This is a genomic window from Anaerocolumna aminovalerica (genome assembly GCF_900115365.1).
Lineage (GTDB): Bacteria > Bacillota > Clostridia > Lachnospirales > Lachnospiraceae > Anaerocolumna > Anaerocolumna aminovalerica.
This window is the reverse complement of sequence record NZ_FOWD01000006.1, coordinates 95,515-110,724: the sequence shown is the minus strand read 5'-3', so window position 1 is coordinate 110,724 and position 15,210 is coordinate 95,515. Positions and strand designations below refer to the sequence as shown.

At 33.0% G+C, this 15,210-nt stretch carries 16 protein-coding genes; all 16 read left to right on the top strand.

From position 1 onward, the window contains the following. Nucleotides 1–33 precede the first annotated feature (33 nt). Nucleotides 34–504, top strand: coding sequence for a flagellar assembly protein FliW (gene fliW, locus BM183_RS05265; protein ID WP_091685006.1), 471 nt, complete (start codon nucleotides 34–36; stop codon nucleotides 502–504). Beyond that, on the top strand, nucleotides 498–719 hold the full coding sequence (gene csrA, locus BM183_RS05260; RefSeq protein ID WP_091685005.1) for a carbon storage regulator CsrA: 222 nt from the start codon (nucleotides 498–500) through the stop codon (nucleotides 717–719). The genes fliW and csrA overlap by 7 nt, the downstream gene beginning before the upstream one ends. Nucleotides 720–919: 200 nt before the next feature. Beyond that, nucleotides 920–1,303 (top strand): flagellar protein FlaG, encoded by a 384-nt coding sequence (locus BM183_RS05255; RefSeq protein WP_091685003.1) that lies wholly within the window; start codon nucleotides 920–922, stop codon nucleotides 1,301–1,303. 14 nt (nucleotides 1,304–1,317) lie between these two features. Then, entirely contained in the window at nucleotides 1,318–3,642 is a 2,325-nt protein-coding gene (fliD, locus tag BM183_RS05250; protein ID WP_091685002.1) for a flagellar filament capping protein FliD, read from the top strand. 74 nt (nucleotides 3,643–3,716) lie between these two features. Continuing rightward, entirely contained in the window at nucleotides 3,717–4,091 is a 375-nt protein-coding gene (gene fliS, locus BM183_RS05245; RefSeq protein WP_091685001.1) for a flagellar export chaperone FliS, read from the top strand. A 59-nt stretch (nucleotides 4,092–4,150) separates the two neighbouring features. Beyond that, nucleotides 4,151–4,630, top strand: coding sequence for a flagellar export chaperone FlgN (locus BM183_RS05240; protein ID WP_091684999.1), 480 nt, complete (start codon nucleotides 4,151–4,153; stop codon nucleotides 4,628–4,630). A 184-nt stretch (nucleotides 4,631–4,814) separates the two neighbouring features. Beyond that, entirely contained in the window at nucleotides 4,815–5,645 is an 831-nt protein-coding gene (locus tag BM183_RS05235) for a flagellin N-terminal helical domain-containing protein (protein ID WP_091684998.1), read from the top strand. A gap of 66 nt (nucleotides 5,646–5,711) precedes the next feature. Beyond that, nucleotides 5,712–6,026 carry a hypothetical protein gene (locus BM183_RS05230; protein WP_091684997.1) on the top strand — a complete coding sequence of 105 codons (315 nt, stop codon included), beginning with the start codon at nucleotides 5,712–5,714 and terminating at the stop codon, nucleotides 6,024–6,026. Between the two features lie 39 nt (nucleotides 6,027–6,065). Beyond that, complete coding sequence (locus BM183_RS05225) at nucleotides 6,066–7,877, top strand: motility associated factor glycosyltransferase family protein (protein WP_091684995.1); 1,812 nt, start codon at nucleotides 6,066–6,068, stop codon at nucleotides 7,875–7,877. A 142-nt stretch (nucleotides 7,878–8,019) separates the two neighbouring features. Then, nucleotides 8,020–8,997, top strand: a complete 978-nt coding sequence (locus BM183_RS05220; RefSeq protein WP_091684993.1) for an NAD-dependent 4,6-dehydratase LegB — start codon at nucleotides 8,020–8,022, stop codon at nucleotides 8,995–8,997. 14 nt (nucleotides 8,998–9,011) lie between these two features. Further along, the gene (locus tag BM183_RS05215; RefSeq protein ID WP_253294695.1) at nucleotides 9,012–10,154 is read left to right on the top strand and encodes a LegC family aminotransferase; all 1,143 of its coding nucleotides are present in this window, start codon (nucleotides 9,012–9,014) and stop codon (nucleotides 10,152–10,154) included. 23 nt (nucleotides 10,155–10,177) lie between these two features. After that, complete coding sequence (locus tag BM183_RS05210; RefSeq protein WP_091684989.1) at nucleotides 10,178–11,230, top strand: sugar phosphate nucleotidyltransferase; 1,053 nt, start codon at nucleotides 10,178–10,180, stop codon at nucleotides 11,228–11,230. Continuing rightward, on the top strand, nucleotides 11,217–11,894 hold the full coding sequence (locus tag BM183_RS05205) for an acetyltransferase (protein ID WP_091684988.1): 678 nt from the start codon (nucleotides 11,217–11,219) through the stop codon (nucleotides 11,892–11,894). Before BM183_RS05210 ends, BM183_RS05205 begins: the two co-directional genes overlap by 14 nt. 13 nt (nucleotides 11,895–11,907) lie before the next feature. Further along, nucleotides 11,908–12,906 (top strand): N-acetylneuraminate synthase, encoded by a 999-nt coding sequence (gene neuB, locus BM183_RS05200; RefSeq protein WP_091684986.1) that lies wholly within the window; start codon nucleotides 11,908–11,910, stop codon nucleotides 12,904–12,906. A gap of 51 nt (nucleotides 12,907–12,957) precedes the next feature. Further along, complete coding sequence (neuC, locus tag BM183_RS05195) at nucleotides 12,958–14,130, top strand: UDP-N-acetylglucosamine 2-epimerase (RefSeq protein WP_091684985.1); 1,173 nt, start codon at nucleotides 12,958–12,960, stop codon at nucleotides 14,128–14,130. Nucleotides 14,131–14,174: 44 nt separating this feature from the next. Continuing rightward, a complete protein-coding gene (locus BM183_RS05190; RefSeq protein ID WP_091684983.1) occupies nucleotides 14,175–14,870 on the top strand; it encodes an acylneuraminate cytidylyltransferase family protein in 696 nt (231 codons plus the stop codon). The last annotated feature ends 340 nt before the right edge of the window (nucleotides 14,871–15,210 follow it).

Here is a 15,210-nt window from a genome sequence, read left to right as displayed (position 1 = left end):
AGTATAAAACTTATTAGAAGGGACAAGGGATATATGTTAATTCAAACAAAACATTTCGGAGAAATTGATTTAGACGAGAGTAAAATCATAACATTTGACCAGGGAATCATGGGGTTTGAGGAATACAAACAATACACAATCCTTTATGACATTGAAGATAGTGAAAAACCAACTATCTCTTGGTTACAAAGTATTGAAGAACCTGGTCTTGCTCTGCCGGTGATTAATCCTTTTATCGTAAAACCGGATTATAATCCTGTAGTAGAGGATGAATTACTAAAGCCTCTTGGTGGAATCAATGAGGATAACCTGGTCCTGCTATTAACGGTTACCGTGCCAACTGACATAACAAAAATGTCTGTCAATCTAAAGGCGCCTTTTATCATCAATGGAGATACCAGAAAAGGCTGCCAGGCTATTGTAGAGAATCAGGATTATGAAATTAAATACAAAGTATATGACATAATTCAGAAATCAAAAGGAAGGGAGAAAGTTAAATGCTAACCCTTTCCAGAAAAATAAATGAATCTATTATGATTGGAAATGACATAGAGATAACAATACTGGATGTAAAAGGGGATCAGGTCAAGATAGGAATTAGTGCCCCTAAAGCAGTACCGGTCTATAGAAAAGAAATCTATGTTCAGATTCAAGATGTAAACAAAGAGGCGGCTGATAGTGAAGTTTCTTTCGATGCTTTGAAGAATATTTTTAAATAATAGCAATTATGAAACAGAAACTGCTTTTCTGTTCTATAGGAATATAATAATCAAGCCGGATTTTCATATACCATTTGCGGCTGCTTAGTCAGCTATTTCAGAGGTGAAGAATATATCTTCCCTAAATTATTTTTCAATTATGTCGATAATAGAATCATAAGGCATGGAGCCGTAAAATTAAGCCACATGGAGGTGGAAAAATGGCGATAAGAACAGTAAGTGGTATGGGTGCTTATAGTGAAGCATCAAATAATGTACAAGCTTCTAAAACAACAAATGTTGGCAATGGAATTAATACTTCATTTAATAAGGCTGCCGGTAACAAAGATAGTTTTAATGAAAACATTACAATTAAGGAACAGGCTATTGCCAGCAAAATCAAAGCTACCTTATCAGAAGCAAACATTAAAGCTACTAGAACAAGATGTGAATTTTCAATTGATGAGCCCACACACAGAGTCTCAATAAAAGTAATTGATCGAGTAACAGATGAGGTTATCAGGGAGATTCCACCGGAAGAAAGTCTTGATGTATTAGCTAAGATATGGGAGCTTGCAGGATTACTTGTAGATGAGAAACGATAAAGGAGGGGATCAGCATGCCGGTAAGAATGACTGGTATGATCTCTGGAATGGATACGGAATCCTTAATAAAGGGAATGGTAGACGCACAGAGATTAAAGAACAAAAGAGTAGAAGATAAGTCTACTTTATTAGGTTGGAAACAGGATAAGTGGAAAGAACTAAATCAAAAGCTATATAAGCTGTATACAGACGATCTTTCAAAAATGAGATTGCAAGGCAACTATCAAACAAAGAAAGCTACATCTTCCGATACTAGAGTATCTGTTACGGCAGGTACAACAGCACCAAATGGCTCACATTTGATATCGATTGAACAATTAGCAAGCTCTCAATATGTAACCAGCGGTAAAATAGCAGATGATGTTACAGCAAAAACTACCCTTAAAGATTTAGGCATGATAGGCAGTGCCACTGGTAGTCTTGTTGTTCAAATTCAAAATGGTGATACAAAAAGAAATTTTGTTGTAGATGATAAAACAACACTTGGCAATTTTATAGATGCATTAAAAGAAGCTGGTCTCAATGCAAACTTCGATACAACCCAAAAAAGATTATTTATCAGCTCTAAGAACAGTGGATATGACAGTAAATTTACCATTACAACTGGTGAGATGTCTACAGCTGGTGTGGATGCATTAAATAATATTAAATCATTGATCAACTATGCCGGAATCGGGTCAGCAGGACAGACTAAAGTGCTAAACGCAATCAATGTTTTGGAAGGTAAAAACATATCTGACACTTTGTATAATAATGTTATGAGTAAAGCTCCGGGTGAAAAAATTACAGGAGCAGATGCAGAGGAGCAGAAAATCATTGATGCTTTAGTTGTATTAAGAGATTATGCAATTAAAAAAGTAGAAAGTGATACAAAAGCAGATGCAATAAAACAAATTAAAGACGGGATTAAAGCGTCATTAATTAGCAAATATACAGACCCAAGTGATGAGACTTTTATTAAATTAAAGGCTGAGGTTCAAAGCGACGTTGATAACGGTATTTTACCTTCTGATACCACACCGGAACAAATAGAACGAATAGCAAAAGAACGTTATGCAGTACTGGATAACCTTAAAGCACAAGTTGCTTCCAGCATAGATTCCGGTAAGCTAAAAGTACCTGATGATAAAACAAGAGAGGAATTTATTGATGAACAGGCTCAAACCGCTTATGACACTCTGATCCCTCAGGATAAAGCCAACATGTTTATTTCTTTGGCGGAAAAGGAATATAAATCTACAGAAACCATAGAGGTAGATGGCAAAACCATTACTAAGGCTGCAGATTATCAGAATAAAGTAAAAGAGATATATGATAGTGCTATTAATGGTAATATAGCAACAGCCCTTACTGATGTTAATAACGGACTTGTGGCAAACGTTAAAAACTATTTTGTTAATTCCGCTATAACAGATATACCTGGTAATAGTAAACTTCAGAATATTGGTTTAGATGAAATTACCGGTGCAGTTCATGACGCTACATCAGCAGATGGTTATAGTGTAGTAGCTGCAAAAGATTCCATTGTTACTGTAGATGGAGCCCAGTTAATTGGTAAAACCAATACAATAACAGCTAATGGATTAACTATAACAGCTACCGGAACTACAGCACCTGGTGAAACAATCAGCTTCAATGTGGCAAATAATACACAAGAAACTTATGATATGATTAAGAATTTCATTAAATCATATAATGCGATTCTCAAAGAAATGAATGAGTTGTATTATGCACCATCATCCAGAGGTTATGATCCCCTAAGTGATGATGAAAAAGAGGCTATGACAGATGGCCAAATTGAAAAATGGGAGAAGAAAATACAGGATTCCATCTTAAGAAGAGATAACACATTAAGCTCCGTATTAAGTACAATGAAAAGTGCTATGATGACTAGAGTAGAGGTGGATGGTAAGTATTACTCTCTATCAAGTTTTGGTATACAAACATCATCTGATTATACAGAAAAAGGTTTATTGCATATACATGGTGATAAAGAAGATGGATTATTTTCTGCTTTAGATGATAAGTTAATGAAAGCATTAGAAGAAGATCCTGAAACAGTGGTAAAAGTTTTATCACAGGTGTCCATGGCACTTTATGAAGCCATGGGTGAAAAAATGTCTTCCATACCAAATGTAAGAAGTGCATATACATTTTATAATGATAAAACAATGGCAAAGCAACAGACTGATTATAAAAAGCAGATAGCACTATTGGAGAATAAAGTAATTGCCATGGAGAATAAATATTATAAACAATTTGCAGCTATGGAAACAACATTAGCTAAAATGCAACAGCAAACTAATGCACTGGCAGGAATGTTAGGCATGAAACAATAATAAGTATAGGGTACCATTAACGGTTGCAATGTTATTGGTATCCTATTTGTACTGTAATATTAGGAGGAATTAAAATGCCGGTTAATGCAGCAGCAGCATATCAAAATAATAAGATTAATACAGCAACACCTGCAGAATTAACGTTAATGTTATATGAAGGAATAATAAAGTTTTGTAATATAGCAATAATTGGGATTGAAGAAAATGATATTAACAAAGCCAATTTAAATATACAAAAGGCTGAAAAGATAATTACCCATCTTCGTTCAACATTAGATTTTAAATATCCTGTGGCAAAGGACTTTGATAATATTTATGATTATGTATTTGATAGATTAATACAAGCTAATATACGTAAGGATAAAGATATTATAGAAGAAGCATTGGAGCACGTAAGAGGATTAAGGGATACTTGGAAGGAAGTAATGAAGAACGGAAATATCAGATAAGTAATAACACTAAAAACACATTAAAATCGATAGTTAAAAAATGAAAGGGAGGTTATGATGTGGACAATAAGACATATGTACATATTTTAACAGATACACTATTCAAAAAGAATTTTTTACTTGATAAGTTAATACAGATTACAGAAATGCAAGAAAAATATATCACATTAACACCTCCTGACATGGATAATTTTGAATCTTCATTAACAGACAAAGAAATAATAATTGAAAAAATTAACGAATTAGATGAAGGTTTTGAAAAAATATATGAGCATGTTAAAGAAGAGATTATATCTAATAAACTGAATCACAAAGTGGCTATATCTGAATTACAAAATCTTATAAAACAAGTGACAGAAAAAAGTGCAAAGCTTCAAACATTAGAGCTGAAAAACAAAAAAAGTCTTGAAATATTTTTTGCAAATAAAAAGAAAGAAATAAGAGATTTTAAAAAAAGCAGTGAAACCGCATCTAGTTATTATAAGAATATGATGAACCAGCAATTAGATGAATCTTATTTTCTTGACAAAAAAAAATAAAAAAACTTAAAAAAACCTATAAAGTATTAAAATAATTTACCGATATATATGACAAGTAAGGCAAATATTAATCTGTTTATTTTGAGGGAGCGTACGGCCTGAGAAGTGACAGGTAGATATTGGTTACTCAATAAAATATTAATGTAGCATGGATGCTACTATTTATTCAAGGAGGAATATACATATGGTAATTCAACATAATATGGCTGCTGCCAACACAAACAGACAATTAGGTATTACAACTGGACGTTTAGGAAAATCTACTGAAAAATTATCATCCGGTTACAAAATTAACCGCGCTGGTGATAACGCTGCTGGTCTTTCTATTTCTGAAAAGATGAGAGGACAAATCAGAGGTCTTGATCAAGCATCTGTTAATGCTCAAGATGGTATCTCTTTAATTCAGACAGCTGAAGGTGCTTTAAATGAAACTCATGCAATTCTTCAAAGAATGAGAGAGTTAACAGTTCAAGCTTCTAATGATACTAATGCTTCTGAAGATCGTGATGCTATTCAGAAAGAACTTACTCAATTAACTACAGAAGTTAACCGTATTGCTAACGAAACTGAATTCAATACTAAGAAATTAATGAATGGTGAACTTTCTGGCGCAAGTAATATACTTAACCTTCAAGTTGGCGCTAATAAAGGTCAAAATATCAGTTTCAATATTGGTGACATGCGCGCTTCATCACTTGGTGTTAAAGACGTAGCAACTGGAGTTGCTTCTTATGCTAGTGCTACTGCTAATATTTCAGTAGTTGATGCTGCTATCAAAAAAGTATCTGATCAAAGATCAACTCTTGGTGCTCTTCAGAACAGATTAGAGCATACAATTGCTAACGCTGATAATACTTCTGAAAACCTTCAGGCAGCTGAATCTCGTATCCGTGACGTTGATATGGCGAAAGAGATGGTTAAATACTCTAAGGATAATATCCTTCAACAAGCAGCTCAATCAATGCTTGCACAAGCTAATCAATCAACTCAAGGCGTATTATCATTATTACAATAATTATAACATATTAGAAATAGGGCTGGCCGTTAAGCCAGTCCTTTTTCAAATTTAAGGGGCGAAAACATGGAAAAATTAAAAGAAATTATTAAAAATGTAATAGATGGGATTGAAGTTACAACAAATTTATTTTATCAACAGAAAAATCAAGAGGGATTCACTGAATTAGAAGGGATTATATACCTCTTAAATAATATGACCAATAGAGTAAGTGAACTTGAATTAGAAGGTAATCATGTTAATATAGATATTGTTAAAGTAAACCAGATATTGACAGATGCAATGAATGCATTAGAAAATTTAGATACAATACTTTTGTCAGATATATTGAACTATGAATTAAAAGAAGTATTAATAGAATATCAAGACAGTATTTTATAGTGTGATAAATAATAGATTTTTAATGTGTAGGAGTATAGGATGAACTATTATGAGATGAATCTTAACCTTATTAGAGAGAATAAACCATATTTATATGAACAGATGCAGAAAAAAGAAGATTTAAATAATAAAGATTTGGAAGACATATATACTACTGATACAAAAGATGGGAAAAAGGCCTTAATTATTAGAAAAGATAAAAAAGAATATTGTCTTAATAGTACTTACTATCCAGAAAGGGAAGCAAGGCAATGGGTAGAGCAGTACGAGATAAAGAATATGAATACAGTAATCTTGATGTTTGGGTTAGGCAATGGAATATTTTCTAGAGAGATAATCAAGAAGAAAAAAGAATCGGATACTCTAGTTATATATGAACCAAGCATGGAGATTTTTTATTATATATTACAAAATTATGATATTACGGATGTTTTAGAGAATGCAATTATTATTATAGAAGAACTAAATGAAACAGAACTGAATAGTATGCTTCGAGGATTACTTGATCTTAAAAATATTTCCTCACAGATCTGGTGTATCCATCCTAAATACAATGAGGCATATAAAATAAATTTGCAAAAGTTTATGAAGAATATAAAAGATATAAATAACCATGAAATGGTACTTATCAATACACAGAAAAACTTTGGTACGCGTTATATAACTAATATTCTTTATAATTTGCGTTATATAAAAAATAGTAATTTAGCGGCAGATTATATTGAATTACTTAATACAGAGGTACCAGCTATTGTAGTTGCAGCGGGACCTTCCTTAAAATCTAATATAGAGGATTTAAAAAGAGCAAAAGGAAAATCCTATATATTCGTTGTAGATAGAATATTAGATTATATACTAGATCAGGGAATTGAGCCGGATTTTATAGTTACTGTAGATCCAATTAAGCCTTTGGAGTATTTCACAAACAGAACGGATGTATCAATTCCTTTAATATGTAAATTAGATTCTAATTGGGAAGTACTAGAGCGTCATAAAGGAAGAAAAATAATATCTTCTTTTGATTATTATATTGCAAAGATGTATAGTGAATTAGGACAAAGTCTAGTTGCAATAGATACGGGTAATTCTGTGGCAACAGTTGCTTTTTCTACTTGTATAATGTTAGGATTTAAAAAGATTATACTTGTGGGACAAGATCTTGCATATGATGGAGATTTTACTCATGCGGGAGGGGTAGCTGAGAAGACTTCCACAAAGGAGATTTATGTTGAAGGAGTGGATGGAAACCAGGTGAAATCCAGATGGGATTGGTATACTTTCTTGCGATGGTTTCAGGAAAGGATCTCAGAAAATCCTGAATTGGAAGTAATAGATGCGAAAGAAAAGGGTGCTAAGATAAAAGGAACAACTAATATGTCTCTTAATGATGCAGTCAATAAATATTGTACTACACCAGTAGACATTCAATTATTAGATACACTTGAATATACTTTCGATTCTTCAAAGTTAGACGAAGTAAAAACATATTTAGAGAAGCAATATAATGAATTAGATGTTTTAAAAAGGAAACTGGAAAATGCAGTTGATATTTGCAGTAAACAGATAAAAGAATATAGTAGAAAGCATCAAGTATCTAATATGGCAAGAAAGAATGATAAAAAGTTATTATCAATTAATAAATATATTAAAGATTCATCAATATACCTTCTTTTAGATTATTATACTTCTGCTAAATCTACCAACCATCTTACTAAGATGTATGAATTTACAGACAATGAGAAGAGTGATACTATAGCTACCTACGAAAGCTCTAAAGACATCTATATGGCAACTATAGAAGCAATAGATTTTGTAAAACCATTGATGAAAGAAACATTAGAGAATGTATAGTTATATAATTATAATGGTAGATTAGAGCGGTGAAGAAGTATGTTGATTATATAACATGATTTATAAACTATGAACTGTGATAAATGATAATATCATAGCAATAACTACACAATATAGTAGATAAGAAAGGTTTGAAATATTTATGAAGGTATTAGTCACAGGCGCGGATGGTTTTATAGGCAGCCATTTAGCAGAAAGTCTATTAGAACAAGGGTATAATGTAAAAGCATTTACTTTTTACAATTCCTTTAATTCTTGGGGGTGGCTAGACACCTTACCAAAGGATAAATTAAATCAAATAGAAATTTTTTCAGGAGATGTACGTGATCCAAACGGTGTTTATGAGGCAATGAAGGGAGTAGATCAAGTTTTCCATTTGGCTGCTCTAATAGCCATTCCATTTAGTTATCATTCTCCTGATTCCTACATTGATACCAATATAAAGGGAACACTTAATGTTCTTCAAGCTGCAAGAAAACTAGAGACAAGCAGAATTCTTGTAACATCAACTTCAGAAGTCTATGGTACTGCTAAGTACGTCCCCATAGATGAACATCATCCTTTTCAAGGGCAATCACCTTATTCTGCAACAAAGATAGGGGCAGATAGATTAGCGGAGAGTTTTTATCGAAGTTTTAATCTGCCAATTTCCATAGTAAGACCATTTAATACCTATGGACCAAGGCAATCAGCCAGGGCAGTTATTCCAACTATAATAACCCAATTGTTAGCAGGTAAAGAGGAAATTAAGCTAGGGTCCCTTACTCCAACCAGAGACTTTAATTATGTGAAAGATACCGCTAATGGTTTTATTGAAATAGCAAAATCAAATAAAACTATTGGAGAAGAGATAAATATAGCAACACAACAAGAAATATCAATTGGAGAACTGGCAAGTGAAATCATATCTCAGATTAATCCAAAAGCTAGAATTGTTAGTGAAGAAGCCCGACTTAGACCGGAGAAAAGTGAAGTAAATCGTTTGTTAGGCTCAAACGAGAAAATCAAGAGATTAACCAATTGGTACCCGAAATACACACTAGAAGATGGTATGAAAGAAACCATTGAATGGATAAAAAATAATATGCAGTCTTACAAAACAGATATTTACAACATATAGGAAAGGAAGAAATTATGGGACATTTCATACCATTATCTGTTCCAAATCTAAAAGGTAAAGAATTGGATTATGTAACCCATGCAGTTGAGACAGAGTGGGTGTCTACTGCTGGTCCTTATATATCAGACTTTGAACATAATATTGCAAAATATGTTGGAGCATCGGAGGCGGTTGCATGCCAAAGCGGTACAGCCGGTTTACACCTGGCATTGATAGCTTGTGGAATATCTAGAGGTGATGAAGTAATAGTTCCAACACTTACCTTTATCGCTGCTGTAAATCCGGTAAAATATCTTGAGGCAGAACCTGTATTTATGGATTGTGATGATAGTTTAGCCATGGATCCCTATAAGTTGGAAGAGTTTTGTAAACAGGAATGTTATTTTAAAGAGAATATATTATTTAATAAAAAATCAGGCAGGCAAATAAAAGCAATTATTGTAGTTCATATCTTTGGAAATATGGCGGATATGGAGCGTATTATGCAAATTGCTCAGAGATATAATCTAAAGGTAATTGAAGATGCAACAGAAGCATTGGGAACATACTATATATCCGGTATGTATAAGGATAAATTTGCAGGAACCATTGGGGATATTGGCGTATATTCTTTTAATGGAAACAAAATCATTACTACCGGAGGCGGCGGAATGATAGTTTCTAATAACAAGGAATATATAAATCGATGCAGATATTTATCTACCCAGGCAAAAGATGATACTTTATATTTCCTTCATGATGAAATCGGCTATAATTATAGAATGACAAATCTGCAAGCTGCGTTGGGATTAGCTCAATTGGAGCAATTAGAATCATTTATATCTACAAAACAAACAAACTATATGGATTATCAAAGCCATGGCATTCCTTTGCTAAAATTTCGCGATACTATTAGACCTAATTACTGGTTCTATTCTTATCTGACTCATGAGAGGGATAATTTGTTACAATATCTATCTAATCAGAACATTCAAACAAGACCGATTTGGAGATTAATACATACATTAAGACCTTATAAAGAGGCACAAGCATATAACATTGAAAAGGCATTATATTATTATGATCATGTTTTAAACCTGCCATGCAGTACCAACTTAACTGGTAATGAGGTTGCAGTAGTAGTGAATGAAATCAGTAAATTTGTAAAAAACAATTAAGATAAACACCGGGAGGGATACAATTGAACTTGAAAGACTTTGTTGTATCGGAAGATAATTCAGTTATAGAGGTGATGAAGGCAATTGATAAAAATGCAAAAGGCATTGCATTCATTTGTGAGAATGAAAAATTGCTTGCAGTAGTAACGGATGGAGATATTAGAAGATATATTTTAAAAAATGGAGATCTAAAAGGTGCTATACGTAATATAGCCAATTATGCGCCTAAATATATCTATAATGATGTAACCATCGATTCTAAAGCGCTTATGAAAGAATATTCCATTACTGCATTGCCTATTGTAAATAAGAGAATGAAATTGTTATCCATTCGATTCTTATATGATAATAGGAATATTAAAAATGCAGATTTGAATGTTCCCGTTGTTATTATGGCAGGAGGTAAAGGAACCAGACTATATCCCTATACACAAATACTTCCAAAACCATTAATCCCAATTGGTGAAAAAACAATTACTGAACTGATAATGGATCATTTTGAAGTTTTTGGTTGTAAACATTTTGATATGATCGTGAATTATAAGAAGAACTTCATAAAGTCCTTTTTTATAGATAATGAACATAAAAGAGATGTAGATTTTATAGAAGAAACTCAATTTTTAGGTACTGGCGGAGGGCTTAAACTTCTGGAGGGAAGGTATGAGGATTCCTTTTTTGTAACAAATTGTGATATTTTGATTGAAGAGGATTATTCTGACATTATGAATTATCATAAGAATGAGAAGAATATTATTACAGTGGTGTCTGCTATGAAACATGTTACGATTCCCTATGGTACCATAGAAGTGTCAGAATCCGGCCAAATGGTTAAATTAAATGAAAAACCAGGTTTCTCATTCTTAACTAATACTGGATTTTATGTAGTGGAACCCAGATTTCTTAACCTGATACCCAATGATACATTTATACATATAACAGATTTAATTCAAAATTGTATTAACCAAGGTGAAAAAGTTGGTATTTATCCTATAAGTGAACACGCATGGATGGATATGGGACAGTTGGAAGAATTGGAAAAGATGAGAGAAAGGTTGGGTAGCGATGTCAGAAGCTAAAAAAATATTATTAATTGGCGGAGGCGGACATTGTATATCTGTATTAGATAGCCTACTCTCTTCCTATAATTATGAAGAAATTGGAATAGTAGATAAAAGGCCTACTATGATGGGAAAGACTGACAGTATTGCAGATCAGTATACAATTATGGGAATACCTATTGTTGGAAGTGACGATGATTTAAAAAAGTTATATGCAGATGGTTATACACATGCATTTATTACTGTGGGAAGTGTTGGTGATGTTACCATCAGAAAAGAATTATATGAATTAGTTAAAAGTTTTGGATTTTATATACCAAATATAATAGACAAAACAGGTATAGTTAGTTCATATGCTATCTGCGGTGAAGGAATTTTTGTGGGAAAGAAGGCTGTAATCAATGCTGGTAGTAAAATAGGTAACTGTGCAATCATTAATACAGCCAGTGTAATTGAACATGAATGTACAATTGGAGACTTTGTCCATGTAGCACCAGGAAGTATAGTATGCGGTAAGGTTCATGTTGGCAATGAATCACATATTGGTGCAGGGACTATTATAAAACAAGGTATAGAGATTGGAACAGAGACTATGATAGGCGCAGGAAGCGTTGTAGTAAAGAATATAGTAAGTTATGTAACGGCCTATGGAAATCCATGTAAAGAGATGCTAAAGCGCTAGAATTGAGGTTAATATGGGAAGAACATATATTATTGCAGAAGCCGGTGTCAATCATAATGGAGATTTTGAACTGGCAAAAATGATGATACTGGAGGGGAAAAAAGCCGGAGTAGACGCGGTAAAATTTCAGACCTTTAAAGCAGGTAATCTTGTTTCATCCAATGCAAAAAAAGCAGACTATCAAATGAAGTCAACGGATAATAAAGAATCCCAGCAAGATATGCTTAAGAAATTAGAACTTTCTTTTCGGGAGTTTTGTTTACTAAAGGAATATGCAGCAGAATTAAATATTGATTTTATCTCCACTCCATTTGATGAGGAAAGTGTAGATTTTCTGAATTCATTGAATATGCCTTTCTGGAAGATTCCTTCTGGAGAGATTACAAATCTGCCATACTTGTTAAAGATTGCAAAAACCAAAAAACCTATTATTTTATCTACCGGAATGTGTACTCTGCAGGAGATAGAGGAGGCACTGAACATATTTGGCGACTATAATAGAGAGGATATCACTGTATTACATTGTAATACAGAATACCCTACCCCTTTTAAAGATGTGAATCTGAATGCTATGAAGACATTAGAAAAGAAATTCCACGTAAAGGTCGGATATTCCGATCATACACAGGGATTTGAAGTTCCTGTGGCAGCAGTGGCACTGGGGGCGGTGGTAATAGAGAAACATTTTACATTAGACAAGAATATGCCGGGACCGGATCATAAGGCAAGTCTGGAGCCTGATGAATTGAAAGAAATGGTAAAGGCTATAAGAAATATTGAAACAGCTTTGGGTAATGGAGAAAAGCACCCTTCCGAATCTGAAAAGAAAAATATAGCAGTTGCGCGAAAAAGTATTGTGGCAAAAAAAGATATAAAAAAGGGCGATATTTTTACAGAAGAGAATATAACAACCAAGAGACCAGGAAATGGTATATCTCCTATGGAGTGGTTTAGAGTACTTGGCAGAAAAGCAAAAAAAGATTTTCAAAAAGATGAATTAATTGAAAGATGATTAAATAGCAAGAAACTATTTAATAGACATATAAAAGAATGGGCTGATGTAATGAAGAAAATCATTAGTGTGTTAACAGCAACAAGAGCAGAATATGGACTCTTAAAGCCTGTTGTAGCAAAATTATTAGAATATGAAGAATTTGATGTAAGAATCGTAGCCACAGGAATGCATCTCTCTGCAAAATATGGGTTTACCTATAAGGAAGTGGAAGAAGATGGATTTGCTATTGATGAAAAAATAGATATACTGGAGGATTCCAATACTGAAGCTGCCATATCTAAGTCAATGGGTACTGCTCTAATAAAATTTTCTAATTATTTTGAAAAATTGAAGCCGGATATGCTGATGGTATTGGGAGATCGCTATGAAACTTTAGCTGTATGCTGTGCGGCAATGAACGCAAGAATACCAATTGCCCATCTTTACGGAGGGGAAACCACCGAAGGTGCTATAGATGAAGCTATTCGTCATGCTATAACAAAGATGAGTTACCTTCATTTTACCAGTACTTTAGAATACAGAAAAAGAGTCATTCAATTAGGTGAATCTCCTGATAGAGTATACCAAGTGGGAGCGCTTGGCATTGAAAACATACTAAAAACCAACCTTTTATCAAAGGAAGAACTGGAGAGAAGTATACAATTTAAGCTTGATAAACCTTATGGGGTGGTTACCTTTCATCCTGTAACATTGGAGGATAATACGGTAAAAGAGCAATTTTATAACTTACTATGTGCCATGGATAAACATGATGAATTAAAATATATAATAACAAAAGCAAATGCAGATGCGAATGGGGTAATGATTAATGAAATAATTGATCAATATGCCGCCGTACATGATAATGTAATTGCTTATCCCTCCCTTGGAATGCTTCGTTACCTAAGTGCATTGAAATATTGCAGCATGGTCATTGGAAATTCTTCCAGTGGAATTATTGAAGCACCATCCTTTGGGATACCGACAGTTAATATCGGAGATAGACAAAAGGGAAGAATACAAAGTGATTCTATCATTAACTGCAGGGCAGAATGCGACTCCATTAATGAAGCAATAAAAGCAGCACTAAACGAGGAATTTATTAAAAAGGCGAAAAGAACAGTAAATCCCTATGGCGATGGACATGCCTCAGATCGAATTGTAAATGTAATCAAAGAGTATCTGCTAGAAAATAGAATTAACTTAAAGAAAAAGTTTTACGATATTACTTTTATGTGTTAAGCTCATAAATTTCTAAAACTGATGTAATACAGGAGAGTAAGAAGATGAAAAATCTTGCAATTATTCCGGCCAGAAGTGGCTCAAAAGGCCTAAAAGATAAAAATATAAAATTATTAAATGGTAAACCTTTGTTAGCCTACTCCGTTGAAGCCGCTAAAAATTCGGAAATATTTGAAGAAATACACGTTTCAACAGACACCATACTATATGCGGATATTGCAATAGAATATGGCGCAAGTGTTCCATTTCTTAGAAGTGGTAAGAATTCTACGGATACAGCTTCTTCTTGGGATGTAGTAAGAGAGACAATATCTAAATATGAAGAAATGGGAAGAGTTTTTGATACAGTAACTTTATTACAACCAACTACACCTCTAAGAACTGCTGACAATATAAAGGAAGCATATGAAATTTTACAAAGAAGTGGTAAAAATAGTGTGGTAAGTGTTTGTGAAGTAGAGCATTCACCGCTGTGGTGTAATACGTTGCCTCAGGATGGTACCATGGAGAATTTTATCAGAAAAGATATCAGTATTCTTCCAAGACAAAAACTCGATACTTATTATAGAATAAATGGTGCAGTTTATATTGTTAAAGTACCATATTTTAAAGCATGTAAATCTATCTATGATGAAAACTGCATTGCCTATATAATGGATAAAGAAAAATCAATAGATATAGATGATGAGTTTGATTTTAAGTTGGCAACAGCGATTATTAATATATCTAATAATGAATAAAGATAAAGTGTGTATGAGGGTGTAAATCTTTATAAGTAAAATCGTTTATAATAATATTGAAATTTTAAACTATTCTTTAAAAGATGTGATATTTTTTCGACTTTAAAATTATAGCAGAGTTATTAAATATTTTCAAACTTATTAATTTTGAAATGTTGGTCTTAAGCGGTCTGGTGGAGAATAAATCATATTTTAATACTTCCTCTATTTTGATTGATACTAATTATGTAAATCAAATACTGCGAGATTAAACAGAGGGTGGAGCAAAAATCGCCGGAATGAAAATGGTGAAATTAAAACAACGATACATTTTAACATCTAGTATAGTGGAATGGAGTAT

Coding starts and splice junctions, on each gene's coding strand:
- fliW (WP_091685006.1), top strand. CDS start 34: ATGTTAATTCAAACAAAACATTTCGGAGAAATTGATTTAGACGAGAGT.
- csrA (WP_091685005.1), top strand. CDS start 498: ATGCTAACCCTTTCCAGAAAAATAAATGAATCTATTATGATTGGAAAT.
- BM183_RS05255 (WP_091685003.1), top strand. CDS start 920: ATGGCGATAAGAACAGTAAGTGGTATGGGTGCTTATAGTGAAGCATCA.
- fliD (WP_091685002.1), top strand. CDS start 1,318: ATGCCGGTAAGAATGACTGGTATGATCTCTGGAATGGATACGGAATCC.
- fliS (WP_091685001.1), top strand. CDS start 3,717: ATGCCGGTTAATGCAGCAGCAGCATATCAAAATAATAAGATTAATACA.
- BM183_RS05235 (WP_091684998.1), top strand. CDS start 4,815: ATGGTAATTCAACATAATATGGCTGCTGCCAACACAAACAGACAATTA.
- BM183_RS05230 (WP_091684997.1), top strand. CDS start 5,712: ATGGAAAAATTAAAAGAAATTATTAAAAATGTAATAGATGGGATTGAA.
- BM183_RS05225 (WP_091684995.1), top strand. CDS start 6,066: ATGAACTATTATGAGATGAATCTTAACCTTATTAGAGAGAATAAACCA.
- BM183_RS05220 (WP_091684993.1), top strand. CDS start 8,020: ATGAAGGTATTAGTCACAGGCGCGGATGGTTTTATAGGCAGCCATTTA.
- BM183_RS05215 (WP_253294695.1), top strand. CDS start 9,012: ATGGGACATTTCATACCATTATCTGTTCCAAATCTAAAAGGTAAAGAA.
- BM183_RS05205 (WP_091684988.1), top strand. CDS start 11,217: ATGTCAGAAGCTAAAAAAATATTATTAATTGGCGGAGGCGGACATTGT.
- neuB (WP_091684986.1), top strand. CDS start 11,908: ATGGGAAGAACATATATTATTGCAGAAGCCGGTGTCAATCATAATGGA.
- neuC (WP_091684985.1), top strand. CDS start 12,958: ATGAAGAAAATCATTAGTGTGTTAACAGCAACAAGAGCAGAATATGGA.
- BM183_RS05190 (WP_091684983.1), top strand. CDS start 14,175: ATGAAAAATCTTGCAATTATTCCGGCCAGAAGTGGCTCAAAAGGCCTA.